Genomic DNA, 18,976 nt, shown 5'->3' with positions numbered 1-18,976 from the left:
TGGCGTGGCAGTTGTACTGACGGTTGAACGGGCAGTTAGTGAGGGATGACGGGGATGATGATCGGCACGACTGCTGCCACGAGGCCGCCGAGGCCGCCGCCAATGAGCGGACCGACCACTGGGATCCAGGAGTAGCTCCAGTCGCTGGAGCCCTTGCCCTTGATGGGGAGCAAGGCGTGCGCGATGCGGGGGCCCAGGTCACGGGCGGGGTTGATGGCGTAGCCGGTGGGGCCGCCGAGCGAAACACCGATACCGACGACCAGCAGGGCCACCGACAGCGGGCCGAGCCCGGAAGGCGTCCCGCCGAAGGTCAGGATAACGAACACGAGGACAAAGGTGCCGATGATCTCGGTGATCAGGTTCCACTGGTTGGAGCGGATCGCCGGGCCCGTGGAGAAGACGGCCAGCTGACTGGCGGGCTCCTGCTCGAGATCAAAGTGCTGCTTGTGGGCCAGCCACATCACGACGGCGCCGAGGAAGGCACCGGTCAGTTCACCGCCGAAGTACGTCAGGGTCGAGGCGAAGTCAACCGGAACACCGGGGGCGTACAACTTCTTGCCGTTGACCAGCAGGCCAAAAGTCACGGCCGGGTTCAGGTGCGCACCTGAGATGGAAGCAACATAGACACCGGAGAAGACGGCAAGGCCCCACCCCCAGGTGACCATGAGGAACCCGCCGTTATTGCCCTTGGTGCCTTTGAGCGCAACGTTGGCCACAACGCCGCAACCCAGCAGGGTCAGCATGGCGGTTCCGAATAATTCGGATAGGAAAACTATTCCAAGAGACATCTTTGACTCCTCTATTTTCTGTTGTCGGCCTCCGCGAGTTTGGAAGCCGTTGGGCCGGCAGCATGTTCGTGCTGCCGGCCGGCCACTGCGCCGGCCGCCAGGGCGGACCGCGCAGTGCTTGCACCCGGGCTTCCCTGCCCGGGCACGCAAGCAATATCAGGCGACCAGGCTGTGGACCCGGACACCGTGGAACCGCTGTAGCACCTCCTGTGCGTGGCTGATCTCTGAGGCCCGGCGTGCCGCGTCCCAGCCGAGCGGTCCGGAAAGGATGTCCGCGACTTCGTTGAGCAGTTCCCCTGTCACCAGGCCGCGAAAAGCCAGGGACGTGCGGCGGATGAGGACGTCCACGAGGTGCCCGATCTGCTCATGGGCGGCCATGAACTCCAGTTCCCGGGTGCTCAGCTCGCGGGTGGAATGCAGCAGCCGGTCCGGCTCGCCGGCCCCGTCCAGGAAGCGGATGACTTCTTCGGCGCGGGTCCCGTAACGGGTCAGCAGCCCGGTGACGCGGGCGGCGTCGCGGCCGGCCGACATGTGGGCCTTGATCCAGCGCTGGACGCCGTCCTCGCTGTCCGGGAAGCCGGCGCCGCCGCCGATGGCGAGCTTCGCCGTCGAAACCTTCCGTTGCATACCGAGTTCGGCCAGGACGTCGTTGCTCAGGTGCTCGGCGAGGGCCCGGAACGTGGTCCACTTGCCGCCGACGAGGCTGAGGACGGCGCCGCCCGCCGCCGCACGGCGTTCGATCCGGTAGTCCCTGCTGACGAAGCCGGGCTGGGTCGCGTCGTGCTTCGGAAGCGGGCGAACACCGGAGAACGAGTAGACAATCTGGTCGCGGCCCACCGGGATGTCCGGAAACACGTGGCCGATCAGGTCAAAGAAGTAGTCGATTTCCGCCTCGGTGCACACGGCGTCCTGGGCCATGTCGGCGTCGACGTCGGTGGTGCCGACCAGGACGCGGTCACCCATCGGGTAGATCAGTACGATCCGGCCGTCGGTGTGCTCGAAGAAGATTTCGCGGCCGTTGCACGCCGCGAGCAGCTCCGGATGGTCCAGCACGATGTGCGAACCCTTGGTTCCGCCCATGAACGACGACGCCGCCCCCATGGCCTCGTTGGTCAGGTCGACCCAGGCGCCGGTGGTGTTCACGACAACGTCGGCAGTGAAGTCGAACACCTCACCGGTCAGTTCATCGCGCAGCTGGACAGTGGTTCCGGGGGTTCCGGGGGTTCCGGAGCCGCCCAGCGAGACCAGATAGACGTAGTTGCTGGCGCGGGCGTGGCTGTCCGCGCCGCCGGCCTTCTCGCCGTCCTGGAGCACGTCGAGGGTGAGGCGCTCGGGGTTGTGGACGGAGGCGTCGAAGTATGTGGCCGCGTACTTGATCCCGGGGTGCAGGCGGGGCAGCTCGGCGAGGGCGCGTTTGCGTCCGCGGAACTGGTGGCGCGGAACCGTGCCGCCGTCGCGGGAGAAGAAGTCGTACATGCTCAGGCCGAGCTTGATCAGGAACGCCCCGCGTTCGGTGTGCTTGCCCTGCTTGTGGGTCAGGAAGCGCATGGGGGCGGCCAGGACCCCGGAGAAGGTGCTGAAGATCGGGATCGTGGTCTGCAGCGGCTTGACGTAGTGCGGCGCGATCCGCAGAAGCCTGTTGCGCTCGGTCACCGACTCCTGGACCAGGCGGAACTCGCCGTTTTCGAGGTACCGGATACCGCCGTGGATCATGTGGGAAGAGGCGCCGCTGGCACCCTGGCAGTAATCGCCGCGCTCAACGAGCGCCACATCCACGCCCTGCAGCGCCAGGTCACGGAACGTTCCGACCCCGTTGATTCCGCCTCCGATGATCAGAACCTGCGCGTGCCGCCGCGTCCGCAGCTTCTGCACCGAGGCGCGATCGTTCGCCGGTGTGCCGACTGAGTCCTTCTGTCCCAAAATTGCTCCCTTGGGTTTGATTCTGTGCGGCACGCCCGTGGCGCGGCGCCGTTCAACACTATTCTTTGGACTAATGGAAAATGGAGTCAAGCACTATGCACAAACGTGCAGATGGGAAATGTCATGATGCAATCACGCCAGTCCGACGCCCTCCGCGCGGCCCAGCTGTATTACCTGCAGGACCTGACCATGGACGCCATCGCCCGCGAGCTCCGGACGTCCCGGTCCACGGTTTCCCGGCTGTTGTCCGCGGCGCGCGATTCGGGTCTCGTGCAGATCCAGATCCGCAGCCCGCTGGACACCGGGCCCGAACTCGAGGGCATGATCCGCGCCGAATACAAGGTGGATGTCCATGTCGTTCCGGTGGTGGACACCCTCAATGAGGCGGAAACACTGGACCGTGTGGCCATGCAGGCCGCCCGGACGATCGGACCGCTGGTGGACTCCAACGCCATCATCGGCGTCGCATGGGGCTCCACCTTGAGCGCCGTGAGCCGGCACCTGACGCGCAAGATCACCCACGACAGCGTGATCGTCCAGCTCAACGGCGCCGGGAACATGCAGACCACCGGCATCACCTATGCCTCGGACATCATGAGGCGGTTCGGGAGCGCCTACGGAGCACGGGTGGAACAGTTTCCCGTGCCGGCCTTCTTCGACCACGCCGCGACCAAAAGGGCAATGTGGAATGAGCGGAGTGTTCAGCGGATCCTGGAGCTGCAGGCCCGGATGAGCATCGCGATCTTTGGTGTCGGATCGGTCGACGCCGACTACCCCAGCCACGTCTACGCCGGCGGCTACCTCGATGAAGACGACCTGAACGTCCTGGCGAACTCCGATGTGGTGGGCGATGTTGCCACGGTGTTTTTCCGCGCCGACGGGTCCTCGGACGGCATCACGCTCAACGCGCGCTCCACCGGCCCGGACCTGGCCCAGCTCCGCCAGGTCCGGCGCCGCATCTGCGTGGTGTCCGGTGCTTCCAAAATCAACGGGCTCAGGGGCGCGCTGGCGGCAGGACTGGCCACCGACCTGATCCTGGACGAGGCCAGCGCCCGCAGGCTCGTCCGGTTCGACGGACTGGGCTGAGCGGTTGCGGGCACCGTGACCGGCGCGGCCGGCGGCAACGGCGGTCCGGCACTCGCCAGCGCCAGTGGGTAAAGTCTTTGTCATGAGACTCTCCCCCCGGCTGACCCTGAACAACGGCGTATTGATCGACCGGCTGGGGTTCGGGCTGTACAAGGTCCCCCCGGCCGACGCCGCCAGCCTGGTGACCATGGCGGTCGAGACCGGCTACCGGCACTTCGACACGGCCGCCATGTACGGCAACGAGACGGGCGTCGGCAAGGGAATCGGTGCCCTGTCCGGATTTGAGGGCACCGGCGGCGGGCCTGGGGAAACCGCGCCCTACGTTTCCCGCGAGGACCTCTTCATCACCACTAAGGTCTGGAATGACGACCACGGCTACGACGCCACCATGCGTGCGTTCGACACCTCGATCTCCAACCTCGGCCTGGAATACATCGACCTCTACCTGATCCATTGGCCGTGCGCGCGCCGTGGCCTGTTCCCGGAAACGTACCGGGCCCTGGAGACGCTGTACCGCGAGGGCAAGGTCCGCGCAATCGGCGTCTCCAACTTCCAGCCGCAGCACCTGGACCGGCTCCTGGAAACGGCGGAGGTGGTGCCCGCCGTGAACCAGATCGAACTTCATCCCTGGCTGCAGCAGGATGAACTGCGGGAAAAGCACGAGCTGCTGGGTATCCGCACCGAGGCGTGGAGTCCTTTGGGCCGCGGCCAGGTCCTGAAGGACCCCGTGATCCTGGCCCTGGCGGCCGAACACGACCGCACGCCGGCACAGATCATCCTGCGCTGGCACCTGCAGCTGGGCAATATCGCCATCCCCAAGGCCAGCTCGTCCGGGCGGATCCGTGAAAACTTCGAGGTCTTCGACTTTGAGCTCTCCCCGCTGGATATGACGGAGGTCGGCGGCCTCGAACGCGGCTTCCGGACCGGCTCCCACCCCGACAACGTCGCATAGGATTCGAACCAATGGAACAAGTGGATACCGGGTCCTCACGCACGCCCCTCTTCAGCGGCGGACTCGACGCCCGCACCCGGGCCGCGTCCGTTGAAGTTGACGGTGCCCGGATCGCGTACTGGGTCTACGAACCCGCCGAGGTCACCCCCGAAACGCGCACCATCCTGGTGGTGCACGGGTTCCGCGGCGACCACCACGGCCTGCTCCGGGTAGCCGACCAGCTGACGGACATGCGCCTGATCATGCCGGACCTGCCGGGCTTCGGCAGCTCGGCCGCCTTCGCGGGAACCGGGCACAGCGTTGCCGGCTACAGCCAGTTCCTGGGTGGTTTCATGGCTGCTCTGGGACTGGGCGCGGACACGGTCCTGCTGGGGCATTCGTTCGGTTCGATCATCGCCAGCCATTTCGTGGCGGCCAACTCCGGTGCCGTGGCCGAGCTGATCCTTGTCAATCCCATCGCGGCGCCCGCCCTCGAAGGGCCCAAGGGCCTGATGACGAAGCTCGCGGTGCTCTACTACGAGGCCGCCGCGCGCCTTCCCCAGCGGCTCGGGCTGGCCCTGCTGCGCAGCCAGACGATCGTGCGGGTGATGAGCGTGACCATGGCCAAGACCGGGGACAAGGACATCCGCCGGTTCGTGCACGCCCAGCACAGCGCCTATTTTTCCTCCTTCGCGGACCGGGACAGCCTGCTCCAGGCCTTCAAGGCCTCGGTGGGCAGCAACGTCACCGAGGTGGCCGGCGACCTGACGCTGCCGGTGCTGCTGATCGCGGGCGAGAAGGACGAGATCGCCATGCTGGCGGACCAGCACAAACTCGCGGCGCGGCTCCCGGACGGGAGGCTGGAGGTCATTCCCGGCGTCGGGCACCTGATCCACTACGAAACCCCCGAGCCCGCTGCCCGCTACATCAGACGCTTCCTAAAGGACCACGCCGCGTGAAAATTCTCATTGATGCCCGCTTCACCCGACTGGACCACCACGACGGAATCAGCCGCTACGGCGCCAGCCTGATCGCGGCGGCCGCCAGGATCGCCGACGTCTCGATGCTGATCAGCGACACCCGCCAGCTCGCGCTCCTGCCCGATGTTCCATACACCCTGATCAACAGCCCGCTGTCCCCGGCCGAACTCTTCGTGGCGGCCAAGGTCAACAAGCTGGGCGCCGACGTGGTGGTATGCCCCATGCAGACCATGGGCAGCTGGGGCCGGAAGTACGCCCTGGTGCTGACCCTGCACGACCTCATCTACTACGAGCACCCCACCCCTCCCGGATTCCTGCCGGCCCCCGTCAGGGTCCTGTGGCGCCTGTACCACAAAGCGTTCTGGCCCCAGCGGCTCCTGCTGAACCGGGCGGACATCGTGGCGACGATCAGCTCCACCACGGCGGCCCTGATGGCGAAGTACCGGCTCACCCGGCGTCCTGTCAGGATTGTCGGCAACGCCCCCCAGCACGGCCACACCCCGCGCGATCCCGGGGCGGGGGCCGACAAGACGCTGCTCTACATGGGTTCCTTCATGCCCTATAAGAACGTGGAGACCATGGTCCGCGGCATGGCGGAGCTCCCGGACATGACCCTGCATCTGCTCAGCCGCATCACGCCCGAGCGGCGGGCCGAGCTCGAGGCCCTGGCTCCGGAGGGCGCAAGCATCGTCTTCCACAACGGGGTGACCGACGCCGAGTATGAGGCCCTCCTGGCACGCACCACCGCCTTGGTCAGCCTGTCCCGGGCCGAGGGCTACGGACTGCCGCTCGTCGAGGCCATGTCCCACAGCACGCCGGTGATTGCCAGCGACATCCCGATCTTCCGGGAGGTCGGTGACGATGCCGTCAGCTACGTGCATCCGGACTCCCCGGCGGAGTTTGCCGAGGCGGTGCGCACGCTCGAGGACCCCGCCCTGTGGAAGGCCCGGTCCCGCCGTTCAGTGGAGCGGGCCGCAGACTTCAGCTGGGATGAGTCGGCGCGGCGGCTCGTGGCCGTCGCCGAAGAGGCCGTCGCGCTCCGGAACCGGCCCCGCGACCGGAGATAGCCGGAACGGCTGTAAGTGGCCGGCGCGGAGATCCGCTCCGCGCCGCACCCAAAGCGAGGCCGGGATGACGCCGGCGCCACGGTCCCGACCACCCATTTGCCGCGGAGGGCCGCAATACGGAGCCTCATTCCGGCCATCTGCGGCGAATGGCCGCCGGCCTGCGGGCCTGTTGCGGCATGCGCGCCCTTTGAATAGAGGGACCGCCGTGCCGGTGGGGCCATGTGATCCGCGGGGACGCAATGGAGGGTCCTAGAGGACGTCGACGCCGTCCAGGCGCAGTTGCACCGGGTCGTCGCTGCGCTTGGCTGCGGCCGCCGCCTTGACGGCCCGCATGACGGCCGTGGCAGCCGCGGCCTGGGCGTAGGGGATGAACAGCAGGGTCCGGACCTCCTGGCCGGAGTCCCGGGGCACAGCATTCCGGGGCACAGCATCCCGGGGCACAGTATCCCGCGTCGCAGCATCCTGCGGCGGCGTGCGGCCTGCCCCCGCGGCCGCCGGCAGAATGACCGGCGCGGGCCCGGCCGTCCGGAGGACGGTTCCCTGCGCCGCCAGCCGCTGCTGGATGGCATCCGTGAAATGGCCGACGGCGGTCCTGCCGCCGGTGACGGAAGCGACCCGCACGGCGGGCGGCAGCTGCAGCTCCTGCCGCAGTGCCAGTTCCCGGCTGGCGTACCCGGCGGGATCCCAGCGCAGCAGGGCGCCAACCCCGGCGGCGTCGTCGGCCGTGATGACCACCAGGCCGCCCTCCGAAGCGGGCCGCACCAGGGCCGCGGCGTTGAACCAGCGGCGGACCGCGTCCTCCCCCGCCCTCAGGTTTTCCCGGCGCAGCAGCGAATCGCCGTCGAGCAGCAGGGCCGCGGCGTACCCGCCGAAGGCCACGGGTTCGGCGCCGACGGTGGCCACCACCAGGGCCGCGGTCTCCGCAACGGTGGCCTTGATCTGGTCCCCGGAGGAGGTGATGACCGGTTTTCCCGGAAACGCCCGGCCCAGCTCCTCCGCGGTGCGGAGGGCTCCCGTGGCGCCGCGCCTTAGCCTGGCGCCGTTGCACGTGCCGCAGCGCCAGGCCGGGGCCGGGGCCGAGCACCAGCGGCATTGCGGCACGGCGCTGCTCCCGCCCGGACCGGCGATCGCCAGCGGGCCGCTGCAGGCGGTGCAGCGGGCCGGTTCCCGGCAGGTGTCGCACACCAGCGAGGGGGCGTAGCCGGCGCGGGCCACCTGGACCAGGACCGGACCCCGTTCCAGGCCTTCCTTGGCGGCCCGCCAGGCCGCGCCGGGGAGCCGGGCGATCCGGGCGAGCGGGTCATGCTCGAGTTCGTAGCTGTCGGCCGTGTTCAGGACCCGCGGGACTGTCCGCCGCGCGACGGCCCGGTCCGCTTCCACGGCCTGGGCCCAGCCGGAGGCGACCAGCCGCTCCGTTTCGGTGCTGCGCGAATGGGCCGCGAGCAGGCACGCGGCCCCCTCCTGGGCCGCCCGGAGCAGGAGGACTTCGCGGGTGTGCGCGTACGGGGAGCGCTGTTCGATGTGGAGGTCGTCGCCGTCGTCCCAGCAGATGACGAGCCCGAGGTTCGGCACCGGCGCGTAGGCCGCGGACCGCGTGCCCACGGCGACCCCGGCGGCGCCGCTGAGCACGCGCAGGAAGCTGCGGTAGCGCGGCGTCTGGCCGTCGTCCGCGGTGAGCCGGGCGACGTCGCCGGCGGGAAGCAGTTCCAGCAAGGCAGATTCCACGCGGTCAAGGTCCCGGTAGTCGGGCACCACGACGACGGCGCCGCGGCCGGAGATCCGCACTGCGGCCACGGCTTCGGCGATCATCCGCGGCCAGCCGGCGGGCCCGTACCCCTGCAGGGCGGTCAGGACGGCCCGGGGCGACTCCCCCGCGGCGAGGTGGCCGAGGAATGCCGCACCGTTGCGGTACCGGGTCCAGATGCTGCCGGCGGCCGGCGACGGAAGCGACACGTCGGTCGCCAGACCGAACGTCTCAGTGCCGAACAGCGCGGGATCGAGCCGGCCGTCCGGGGCGAATTCCTTTTCCAGCTTGGCCATGCGCGGCGGCACGGCCACGCGCAGGACATCGCTGACCGTTCCGGCGTAGCGCGAGGCGATCCGGCCGGCGAGCTCGGCCACTGCGGGGGTCAGGACCGGGACGGCGGAGAGCACCTTGTGCAGCGGCACCAGGGGGTGGCCGGCGTCGGATCCGGCGGTGCGCTCCAGCAGGTATCCGGCCAGTTCCTGCCCGTTGAATTTGACCTTGACCCGGACTCCGGGCATGGCGTCGGCGTCGAGGGCGGCGGGGACGCTGTAGTCGAAAGGCCTGTCCAGGTGGGGCAGCGAGGACTCGATGAGCACCCGCGCCACTGGCAGGTGGGCCGCAAGGGCCGGCCCGGACGCTTCCGCGGCGGAGGCTGGAAAACCCTGGAGCAGGGACAGCTGCTGGGGTTCACCGGGCGCGCCGCCGGCAGGAATGGGACTCACGGCTCGCACCTCCCCTGAGGATCGTTCGACACATGCACTGTTTCCGAAATGCGCTGTCTTCCGAAATGCACTGTATTCCCAAATGCACTGTAGCCAGGCCACCGGAGGGCGGCCTGGCTACAGCACATCACGCAGGACTGACAAACTCACTGTCAAAACACACCGTCGCGGCGGCTTTGGACGGTTTGGCCGGGCCTTAGGCGTTGAAGAACGCTTTCAGCTCGTCCACCCGGTCCAGGCGTTCCCAGGTGAAGTCCGGGTCTTCGCGGCCGAAGTGTCCGTGGGCGGCGGTCTTGGCGTAGATCGGGCGCTTGAGGTCGAGGGCGTCGATGATGGCCCGCGGGCGCAGGTCGAAGATCTCGGCGATCGCGGCGCTGATGCGGGCCGGGTCCACGGTTTCGGTTCCGAATGTCTCAACGTAGGTTCCCACCGGGCGGGCCTGGCCGATCGCGTAGGCGATCTGGATTTCGGCGCGCTTGGCGAGGCCGGCGGCCACCACGTTCTTGGCGACCCAGCGCATGGCGTAGGCGGCCGAACGGTCCACCTTCGACGGGTCCTTGCCGGAGAACGCGCCGCCGCCGTGGCGGGCCATGCCGCCGTAGGTGTCGACGATGATCTTGCGGCCGGTGAGGCCGGCGTCGCCTACCGGGCCGCCAATCACAAAGGCGCCTGCGGGGTTGAGGATGTTGCGGGTCCGTGAGGTGTCCAGGTTGGACAGTGCCATGACCGGCCCCACCACGTGCTCGGCGAGGTCGGCCCGGAGCTGGTCCAGGCTGGTGCCTTCGGCGTGCTGGCTGGAGATGACGACAGTTTCGACTGAGACCGGGCGGTCGCCGTCGTAGCCCACGGTGACCTGGGTCTTGCCGTCCGGGCGCAGGTAGGCGAGTTCGCCGTTCTTGCGGACCTCGGTCAGGCGCTCGGAGAGCCGGTGCGCGAGCCAGATCGGCACGGGCATGTAGGACGGCGTTTCGTCGCTGGCGTAGCCGAACATGAGTCCCTGGTCGCCGGCTCCCTGGAGGTCGTAGTCGTCCTCCTGGCGGCCCTCACGCGCTTCGAGGGAGTTGAACACGCCGCCGGCGATGTCGTTGGACTGCTGGCCGATGGATACCGAGACGCCGCACCGGGCGCCGTCGAAGCCGTTGGCCGAAGAATCGTACCCGATGCCCAGGATGGTCTCCCGGACAATCTGCGGAATCTCGACATAGGCATCGGTGGTGACCTCGCCCGCGACGTGGACCAGCCCGGTGGTGGCCAGCGTCTCCACGGCTACCCGGGACTCGGGGTCTTTGTCGAGCAGTGCGTCGAGGATCGCATCGCTGATCTGGTCACAGATCTTGTCGGGGTGGCCCTCCGTCACCGACTCGGACGTGAAGAGCCGGAGCGCGGCGGGCGTGGACCCGTGGAAGGCGGGGATGTGCAGCGGTAAAGTCACTCAACTACCTTACTGGTTGGATAACGGACGTCCGGCGGCGTGTGTCCCCGTGCTAAGGAGATGTTGGTTACGCCGGGCTACGCCGGCGGTACAGCCCGGCTCAGCTCGGCGCTGATCCGGTCGATCACGGCAGCCGCGACGTCGGATTTGGAACCCGACGCCTCTTGGGGTTCGGAGCCGTCACGGGAAAGGATGACTACTGTGTTCGTGTCCTCGCCAAAGACCAAGTCCCGGCCCACCTGGTTGACGACCAGCAGGTCGCAGGCTTTCCGGTGCAGCTTGGCCCGGGCATAGTCCAGGACATCGCCGCCGGCATCGCCCGTCTCGGCGGCGAAGCCGACGATCAGCTGATTCCGGGACGCGGCGTCGCGGACCTCGACGAGTTCGCGCAGGATGTCGGGGTTGCGCACCAGGTTGATCACGGGATCGGCGACGTCGTCGCGCTTCTTGATCTTGGTCCCGGCGACGTCCGCCGGCCGGAAGTCCGCGACCGCGGCGGCCATGATGACGACGTCGGAGTCGGCGGCCGCGTGCAGCGCCGCCTCCCGCAGTTCCAGGGCCGTTTCGACCTGGACGATTTCGACGCCGGCGGGCGCCGGGACTTCCATGTGGGCGGCCAGCAGGCGGACGCGGGCTCCGGCCTCGCGGGCCGCGGCGGCCAAGGCCACGCCCTGCTTGCCGGAGGAGCGGTTGCCGAGGAACCGCACGGGGTCCAGCGGTTCCCGGGTGCCGCCGGCACTGATGGTCACCGTCAGTCCGGCCAACGGCGTAACCGCCGGCTGCACCGTTGCAGGCGCGGCGGCCAGGGCAGTGGCCACGTCCGGGTCAACGGCCGGCATCGCCGCGGAAGTTGCGGAAGCGTTGGCGGCGGCCGCTTCGGCGCCGGCGAGGGCCATGGCGGCGGTGAAGATCGCCTCCGGCTCGGGCAGGCGGCCGGGACCGGAGTCGGCGCCGGTCAGCCGCCCGCTCGCGGGTTCCAGCACGGTGACGCCGCGGCTGCGCAACGTTTCGACGTTGGCCTGGGTCGCGGGGTGTTGCCACATTTCGGTGTGCATGGCCGGGGCCATGAGCACCGGGCAGTCGCCGGCCATCAGCAGGGTGTTGGTGAGGAGGTCATCGGCCTGGCCGGTGGCCGCGCGGGCCAGGAGATCGGCCGTGGCCGGGGCCACGACGATCAGTTCGGCCTCGTGGCCGAGCCGGACATGGTTGACCGTGTGGACGGCGTCGAACACGCTGTTGCTCACCGGGTGCCCGGACAGGGCCTCCCACGTCGCGACGCCGACGAAGCGGGTGGCCGCCTCGGTGGGGATGACCGTGACGTCATGCCCGGCTTCAGTAAAAAGCCGGAGGAGCGATGCCACCTTGTAGGCGGCAATCCCTCCCCCGACTCCGAGGACTATGCGCACGTGATCTCCGTCAGCAGGCAGTCTGTTTACTTGGCTCTTCCCGCGGGGGGAATTACTCTGCGGTTTCGATCGGCGTGGAGACGAGCTTGCCTTCGTTGATCTCGCGCAGGGCGATCGACAGGGACTTCTCGTTCAGCTTGGTGTCGACCAGCGGGCCAACGTACTCAAACAGGCCCTCATGCAGCTGGGCGTAGTACGCGTTGATCTGGCGTGCGCGCTTGGCACCAAAAATCACCAGTCCGTACTTCGAGTCGGCGGCCTTCAGCAGCTCGTCGATCGGCGGGTTGATGATGCCTTCAAGGTTCGTGGACACGAATTCTCCAAATTCTAACGGGCCGGTACGTCCCGGCGCCTAGCGCGGGTTCGGGGTCAGCCCCATGAGTGAAACAAGCTCGTCCGCTGCCCGACGAACGTCATCATTGATGACGGTGTGGTCGAACTCCGGTTCAGCGGCAAGTTCTAGTTTAGCGGTTTCCAGCCTCTGCTGCTGTTCTTCGGCGCTTTCCGTGCCGCGGCCGACCAGCCGGCGGACCATTTCGTCCCAGCTCGGGGGCGCCAGGAACACAAACTGGGCATCCGGGACGGCCTGCTTGACCTGCCGGGCGCCCTGCAGATCGATCTCCAGCAGCACCGAGCGGCCCTCGGCAATGGCGGCGTCAACCGTGCTGCGCAGCGTGCCGTAGCGGTTCCGGCCGTGGACGACGGCCCACTCGAGCAATTCGCCGTTTTCGACCAGGGAATCGAATTCCTCGGCCGATTTGAAGAAGTAGTGGATCCCGTCCTGCTCCCCCGGCCGCGGCGGGCGCGTGGTGGCCGACACGGAGAGCCAGACTCCGGGGTAGTTGTCCCGGATGTAGGTGGACACGGTGCCTTTGCCAACAGCCGTCGGGCCGGCGAGGACTGTCAGTCCCGGTTTCTTGCTCACATATTCCTTTGGGCGGTGGTGGGCAGCTCGGCGGACCGGGCTACTTGTCGTCAATAAAATCTACCAGCGCCCGGCGCTGGTGGATTCCCAGGCCGCGGACCCGTCGGGATTGTGCGATGCCGAGCTGGTCCATGATGGCCGCCGCCCGGACCCGGCCGATCCCGGGCAGGGCCTCGAGCAGCTCCACGATTCTCATGCGGGCAATGGCGTCGTCGGATTCGGCGGCACTGATGACATTGGCGATGGTCAGCTCGCCCGTCTTGAGCCGCTCCTTTGCCTCGGCCCTGGTGGCCCTTGCGGCAGCGGCCTTGCGAAGGGCGTCGGAACGCTCCTGAGGAGTGAGTGGTCTCAAACTCACGGAAGGCCTCCCTGCATGGCGGGACGGGGCACTCATGCCCTTGCCCCGAACCTACCGTCAGGCGGCGGCAGAAATCAATGGAAATCTGCGCGCCGGCCAGTTCGGGAACGGGAAAAGCACAATTCCGAACGGGACGGCCCCCGGCCCGGGTCCGGCAGCTCCGGTCCCGGGCCGGCGAGGCGGCTGCCGCTAAGCCGCGAGGAGTTCGTCGAGGGTGCGCCGCGCGGCATCCCGGAGGGACTGCAGCTGCGGTCCGGCGCCGAGAATCTCCCGGCTCGAGGTCCCCAGGACCTGGGGATAGGCCGCACCGAACGTGCGGCGCAGGTCCGCGGCCGTGGCGCCCTGAGCGCCCAGCCCCGGGGCCAGGATCGGCCCGCGGACCGCCGCCAGATCGATATCCAGTGCGGAAAGGGCCGAGCCCACCGTGGCACCGACCACCAGGCCCACGGAACCGAGCGAACCGTCATAGCGCTGGTTCTCCACCGCGGCCGCTTCCGTGATCCGCCGCGCGACGGAATCGCCCCCGCCGACGTGCTGGACCGAGGCGCCCTCCGGGTTCGAAGTCAGCGCGAGGACGAACACCCCGCGGCCGGTCCCGGCCGCCAGGTCCAGGGCGGGCCGGAGCGACTCAAAGCCCAGGTACGGGCTCAACGTCACCGAATCCGCGGCCAGGGCCGAGCCGTCCCGCAGCCAGGCATCCGCGTAGGCGGCCATGGTGGAGCCGATGTCGCCGCGTTTGGCGTCCGCGATGGTCAGCACGGACGCTTCCGCCGCCGCGGCCAGGGTGCGTTCGAGCACGGCGATTCCAGCCGATCCGTGGCGCTCGTACAGGGCCACCTGCGGTTTCACCGCGGCAGCGAGGGAGCCCACTGCCTCCAGCACGGTCAGCGAGAAGCGTTCCAGCCCGGCGGCGTCGTCAGTGAGCCCCCAGCGCTGCAGCAGCGCCGGGTGCGGGTCGATGCCGACGCACAGCGGGCCGCGGTCCGCCATGGCCCGCCCCAGCCGGGAGCCGAAAGTCTCCCGGCCGGCCGCCGGGGCGGTGGATGCCTCAGGCATCCTGGAGCGCCTTCAGGTTCGCGGCGTGTTCCTGCAGGCTCGTGACCGACCATTCGTAGGTGCGCAGCGCCTCGATGGCCTGGACGGCGGCGTTGAACTCGGCCACGGTGGTGATGCACGGGATCCCGATCGAGGTCGCGGCGGCACGGAGTTCGTAGCCGTCGCTGCGGGCCTCGCCGCCGGAGGGGGTGTTGAAGACCATGTCGATCTCGCCGGCGATGATGAGGTCGGCGATGGTGCCTTCGCCTTCGGCGCTGGAACCTTCGGCGACCTTCCGGACCGGGGTGGCCTGGATCCCGTTGCGGCGGAGCACGTCGGCTGTGCCGCCGGTGGAGACGATCTCGAAGCCGAGGTCCGAGAGCCGCTTGACGCCCATGATGACCGAGCGCTTGTCCCGGTTGGCCACCGAGACGAAGATCTTGCCCTCGGTGGGCAGGGCGTTGTTCGCGGCCGCCTGGCTCTTGGCGAAGGCCGTGTCGAAGTGCTTGTCGATGCCCATGACCTCGCCCGTGGAGCGCATTTCCGGGCCGAGCAGGGAGTCCACCACCTTGCCCTCCGGGGTGCGGAAGCGGCTGAACGGCAGCACGGCTTCCTTGACCGAGACCGGCGCGTCCAGCGGCAGGGTGGAGCCGTCGCCGCTCTCCGGCAGCATCTTGTAGGCGCTGCGGAGCTGGTTGATGGTGACGCCGGTGCCGATCAGGGCCGCGGCTTTCGCCATCTGGACACCCGTGGCCTTGGAGACGAACGGGACGGTGCGGGACGCGCGCGGGTTGGCTTCGAGGACGTAGAGCACGTCGGAGGCCAGGGCGAACTGGATGTTGATCAGGCCGCGGACGCCCACGCCCTCGGCGATCGCCAAGGTGGCGGTGCGCACCCGTTCCAGTACGTTGCCGCCCAGGGTGATGGGCGGCAGGACGCAGGCCGAGTCGCCGGAGTGGATGCCGGCCTCCTCGATGTGTTCCATGATGCCGCCGAGGTACATCTCCGTGCCGTCGTAGAGGGCATCGACGTCGATCTCGACGGCGTCCTCGAGGAAGCGGTCGATCAGGACCGGGTGGTCGGGGGTGATCTCGGTGGCGTTGGCGATGTAGCGGGAGAGGTTGGGCTCGTCGTAGACGATCTCCATGCCGCGTCCGCCGAGGACGTAGGAGGGCCGGACCAGGACCGGGTAGCCGATCTCGTCGGCGATCTTCTTGGCGTCCTCGAAGGACACGGCGGTGCCGTTCTTCGGCGAGACGAGCCCGGCCTTGTCGAGGACGCGGGAGAAGGCGCCGCGGTGTTCGGCCAGGTCGATGGCCTCCGGCGAGGTGCCGAGGATCGGCACGCCGGCGTCGGCGAGCTGCTGGGCGAGCTTGAGCGGGGTCTGGCCGCCGAGCTGGACGAAGACGCCCATGACCCCGCCGGTGCGCTCCTCGGCCGCGATGACCTCGAGGACGTCCTCCAGGGTGAGCGGCTCGAAGTAGAGCCGGGTGGAGACGTCGTAGTCGGTGGAGACGGTTTCCGGGTTGCAGTTGACCATCACGGTCTCGTAGCCGGCCTTGCGCAGCGCCATCGAGGCGTGCACGCAGGAGTAGTCGAACTCGATGCCCTGGCCGATCCGGTTGGGGCCGGACCCGAGGATGATGATGGACGGCTTGGCGTGCAGCGCAACCTCGTCCTCCTCGTCATAGGAGGAGTAGTGGTACGGGGTGTAGGCGGCGAACTCGGCCGCGCAGGTGTCCACGGTCTTGTAGACGGGACGGATGCCCAGGGCCTGCCGGACCCCGCGGACGACGTCCTCGGAGTTGTGGGTCAGCGCACCGATCTGTTCGTCGGAGAAGCCGTGGCGCTTGGCGCGGGTCAGCATCTCCGGCGTCAGCGCCGCGGCCTGGCGGATTTCGAGCGAGATCTCGTTGAGCAGCTGGAGCTGGTCCAGGTACCAGGGGTCGATCTTGGTCGCCTCGAAGAGCTGTTCCACGGTGGCGCCGCCGAGCATGGCGCGCTGCACCTGGTGCAGGCGCTCGGTGGTGGGGCGCTTGGCCTTCTCGATCAGCTCCGCGACTTCCCATTCCGGGACGTGGCTGAAGTCCAGCTGGGAGCCCTTCTGCTCCAGGGAGCGCAAGGCCTTCTGCAGGGCCTCGGTGAAGTTCCGGCCCATGGCCATGGCCTCGCCCACCGACTTCATGGTGGTGGTCAGGGTGGGGTCCGCCGCCGGGAACTTCTCGAAGGCGAAGCGCGGGACCTTCACCACCACGTAGTCCAGGGTCGGTTCGAAGGACGCCGGGGTCTTCTGGGTGATGTCGTTCGGGATCTCGTCCAGGGTGTAGCCGAGGGACAGCTTCGTGGCGATCTTGGCGATCGCGAAGCCGGTGGCCTTGGACGCGAGGGCGGAGGAACGGGAGACGCGGGGGTTCATTTCGATCACGACGACGCGGCCGGTGTCCGGCTCGACGGCGAACTGGATGTTGCAGCCGCCGGTGTCGACGCCGACCTCGCGGATGACCGCGATGGAGATGTCGCGCAGCCGCTGGTATTCGCGGTCCGTCAGGGTCAGCGCCGGGGCGACGGTGATCGAGTCGCCGGTGTGCACGCCGACCGGATCGAAGTTCTCGATGGAGCAGACCACCACGACGTTGTCGTTCTTGTCCCGCATCATCTCGAGCTCGTACTCCTTCCAGCCGAGGATGCTCTCTTCGAGCAGCACCTCGGACGTGGGGCTGTACTGCAGGCCCTGGCCGACAATCCGGCGCAGGTCCCCCTCGTCGTAGGCCAGCCCGGAGCCCAGGCCGCCCATGGTGAAGGAGGGCCGGACGACCATCGGGTAACCGAGGTCACCGGCCGCGGCGAGTGCCTCGTCCATGGTGTGGATGATGTGGCTGCGGGCCGACTCGGCGCCGCAGCGCTCGACGACGCCCTTGAACTTCTCGCGGTCCTCGCCCAGCTCAATCGCGGCGATATTGGCGCCGATCAGCTCGACGTTGTACTTCTCCAGGACGCCGTTCTTGTCCAGCGCGATGGCCGTGTTGAGCGCCGTCTGGCCGCCGAGGGTCGGCAGGAGCGCGTCGGGGCGCTCCTTGGCGATGATTTTCTCCACCACTTCGGGGGTGATCGGCTCGATGTAGGTCGCGTCCGCGAACTCGGGGTCCGTCATGATGGTGGCCGGGTTGGAGTTGACGAGGATGACCCGCAGGCCTTCCTCCTTGAGGACGCGCAGCGCCTGGGTGCCGGAGTAATCGAATTCGGCCGCCTGGCCGATCACGATCGGGCCGGACCCGATGACCATGACGCTCTTGAGGTCAGTTCTCTTGGGCATTACTTCGTGTCCCCAGTCTTGGAATCGGTGGCAGTCTTTGTGCCGGTCTCTGTCTTTGAAGAAGCGTCCGCCATCAGCTCGATGAAGCGGTCGAAGAGGTAGGCGGCGTCGTGCGGGCCGGCGGCCGCTTCGGGGTGGTACTGCACGGAGAAGGCCGGAATGTCGAGGCAGGACAGCCCCTCGACGACGTCGTCGTTGAGGCTCACGTGGCTGACCTCGACCCGGCCGAAGCGCTCCTCGGGGGCCTGGGTGGCGCCGTTGAGCGGGGCGTCGACGGCGAAGCCGTGGTTCTGCGAAGTGATTTCGACCTTGCCGGTGCGGCGGTCCATCACGGGCTGGTTCAGGCCGCGGTGGCCGTAGCGGAGCTTGTAGGTGCCGAACCCGAGAGCCCGGCCGAGGATCTGGTTGCCGAAGCAGATGCCGAAGTACGGGATCTTCTCATCGAGCACGGAGCGCAGCAGCGCCACCTGGTTGTCCGCGGTGGCGGGGTCGCCGGGGCCGTTGGACATGAAGAAGCCGTCCGGGTTGACGGCCTGGACGTCGGCGAGGGTTGCCGTGGCGGGCAGCACGTGCACCCGGACCCCGCGCTCGGCGAACCGTACGGGGGTCATGCGCTTGATGCCCAAATCGATGGCGGCGATGCTGAACCGCGGCTCGCCGTCCCAGCCGAAGTCCTTGGGCTCCACCGTGTAGGCGGCGTCCACGCTGACTTCCTCGGCGAGCCGTGAGCCTTCCATCGGCGCGCTGGCCAGGACAGCGTCGACGAGTTCCTTGTCCGTGGCGCGGGCGGCGTCACCGGAGAAGATGCCGGCGCGCATGGTCTTGTGTTCGCGCAGGTGGCGGGTGATGGCGCGGGTGTCGACGCCCTGGATGCCGACGATCCCCTGCTCGACGAGCTCGTCGTCGAGGGGGCGTTCGGAACGCCAGTTGGAGGGCCGGCGCGCGGCGTCGCGGACGATGTAGCCGGCCACCCAGATGCGGCGGGACTCGGCGTCGTCGGTGTTGACGCCGGTGTTGCCAATGTGCGGCGCGGTCTGGACCACGAGCTGGCGGGCGTAGGAGGGGTCGGTGATGGTCTCCTGGTAGCCGGTCATGCCGGTCGCGAAGACTGCCTCGCCGAGGGCCGTTCCGGTGGCGCCGTAGCTGGTGCCGCGGAAAATCCGGCCGTCCTCGAGCACGAGGACCGCGGGGGTGGATGCTGCTGCGGGTGCAGTGGGGTTAGCTGGCACTGATTCTTCTGTCACTGTTTTCTCTGACACTGCTGTT

General features: G+C 68.4%; 15 protein-coding genes. 4 read left to right on the top strand and 11 right to left on the bottom strand.

Annotation, left to right across the window (positions count from 1 at the left end):
- Nucleotides 1-35: 35 nt before the first annotated feature.
- Nucleotides 36-788: an MIP/aquaporin family protein gene (locus AC1D1A_RS10890; protein WP_476857068.1), complete on the bottom strand. Its 753-nt coding sequence runs from the start codon at nt 786-788 to the stop codon at nt 36-38.
- A gap of 156 nt (nt 789-944) precedes the next feature.
- On the bottom strand, nt 945-2,708 hold the full coding sequence (locus AC1D1A_RS10885) for a glycerol-3-phosphate dehydrogenase/oxidase (protein WP_476947724.1): 1,764 nt from the start codon (nt 2,706-2,708) through the stop codon (nt 945-947).
- A gap of 123 nt (nt 2,709-2,831) precedes the next feature.
- Here AC1D1A_RS10885 and AC1D1A_RS10880 point away from each other — a divergent pair, with 123 nt between their 5' ends.
- The 4 genes from AC1D1A_RS10880 to AC1D1A_RS10865 all read left to right on the top strand — a co-directional run bounded on the left by AC1D1A_RS10880 (nt 2,832) and on the right by AC1D1A_RS10865 (nt 6,772).
- A complete protein-coding gene (locus tag AC1D1A_RS10880; RefSeq protein WP_476849289.1) occupies nt 2,832-3,794 on the top strand; it encodes a sugar-binding transcriptional regulator in 963 nt (320 codons plus the stop codon).
- A gap of 82 nt (nt 3,795-3,876) precedes the next feature.
- A complete protein-coding gene (locus AC1D1A_RS10875) occupies nt 3,877-4,746 on the top strand; it encodes an aldo/keto reductase (protein WP_476849290.1) in 870 nt (289 codons plus the stop codon).
- A gap of 11 nt (nt 4,747-4,757) precedes the next feature.
- A complete protein-coding gene (locus tag AC1D1A_RS10870) occupies nt 4,758-5,684 on the top strand; it encodes an alpha/beta fold hydrolase (RefSeq protein WP_476947723.1) in 927 nt (308 codons plus the stop codon).
- Nucleotides 5,681-6,772 (top strand): glycosyltransferase family 4 protein, encoded by a 1,092-nt coding sequence (locus AC1D1A_RS10865; protein ID WP_476947722.1) that lies wholly within the window; start codon nt 5,681-5,683, stop codon nt 6,770-6,772. The genes AC1D1A_RS10870 and AC1D1A_RS10865 overlap by 4 nt, the downstream gene beginning before the upstream one ends.
- Before the next feature lie 249 nt (nt 6,773-7,021).
- Here the strand turns inward: AC1D1A_RS10865 and AC1D1A_RS10860 are convergent, their stop codons facing one another.
- From AC1D1A_RS10860 to carA, 9 genes are all read right to left on the bottom strand, one after another.
- Nucleotides 7,022-9,241 carry a primosomal protein N' gene (locus AC1D1A_RS10860; protein WP_476947721.1) on the bottom strand — a complete coding sequence of 740 codons (2,220 nt, stop codon included), beginning with the start codon at nt 9,239-9,241 and terminating at the stop codon, nt 7,022-7,024.
- Nucleotides 9,242-9,437: 196 nt separating this feature from the next.
- Nucleotides 9,438-10,673 carry a methionine adenosyltransferase gene (gene metK, locus AC1D1A_RS10855; protein ID WP_028276457.1) on the bottom strand — a complete coding sequence of 412 codons (1,236 nt, stop codon included), beginning with the start codon at nt 10,671-10,673 and terminating at the stop codon, nt 9,438-9,440.
- A 77-nt stretch (nt 10,674-10,750) separates the two neighbouring features.
- Nucleotides 10,751-12,079: a bifunctional phosphopantothenoylcysteine decarboxylase/phosphopantothenate synthase gene (locus AC1D1A_RS10850; protein ID WP_476872426.1), complete on the bottom strand. Its 1,329-nt coding sequence runs from the start codon at nt 12,077-12,079 to the stop codon at nt 10,751-10,753.
- A gap of 52 nt (nt 12,080-12,131) precedes the next feature.
- Nucleotides 12,132-12,392, bottom strand: coding sequence for a DNA-directed RNA polymerase subunit omega (rpoZ, locus tag AC1D1A_RS10845; protein ID WP_018773134.1), 261 nt, complete (start codon nt 12,390-12,392; stop codon nt 12,132-12,134).
- Nucleotides 12,393-12,431: 39 nt separating this feature from the next.
- Nucleotides 12,432-13,004 carry a guanylate kinase gene (gmk, locus tag AC1D1A_RS10840; protein WP_028276459.1) on the bottom strand — a complete coding sequence of 191 codons (573 nt, stop codon included), beginning with the start codon at nt 13,002-13,004 and terminating at the stop codon, nt 12,432-12,434.
- Between the two features lie 40 nt (nt 13,005-13,044).
- Nucleotides 13,045-13,362: an integration host factor, actinobacterial type gene (gene mihF, locus AC1D1A_RS10835; RefSeq protein WP_223916673.1), complete on the bottom strand. Its 318-nt coding sequence runs from the start codon at nt 13,360-13,362 to the stop codon at nt 13,045-13,047.
- Between the two features lie 189 nt (nt 13,363-13,551).
- Nucleotides 13,552-14,418: an orotidine-5'-phosphate decarboxylase gene (gene pyrF, locus AC1D1A_RS10830; protein ID WP_476872425.1), complete on the bottom strand. Its 867-nt coding sequence runs from the start codon at nt 14,416-14,418 to the stop codon at nt 13,552-13,554.
- On the bottom strand, nt 14,411-17,710 hold the full coding sequence (gene carB, locus AC1D1A_RS10825; protein WP_459384934.1) for a carbamoyl-phosphate synthase large subunit: 3,300 nt from the start codon (nt 17,708-17,710) through the stop codon (nt 14,411-14,413). Before carB ends, pyrF begins: the two co-directional genes overlap by 8 nt.
- Entirely contained in the window at nt 17,710-18,969 is a 1,260-nt protein-coding gene (carA, locus tag AC1D1A_RS10820) for a glutamine-hydrolyzing carbamoyl-phosphate synthase small subunit (protein WP_476857075.1), read from the bottom strand. The genes carB and carA overlap by 1 nt, the downstream gene beginning before the upstream one ends.
- Between the last annotated feature and the right edge of the window lie 7 nt (nt 18,970-18,976).

This window comes from Arthrobacter sp. P1_B9 (assembly GCF_056406495.1).
This window is presented reverse-complemented; position numbering and strand designations above follow the sequence as displayed.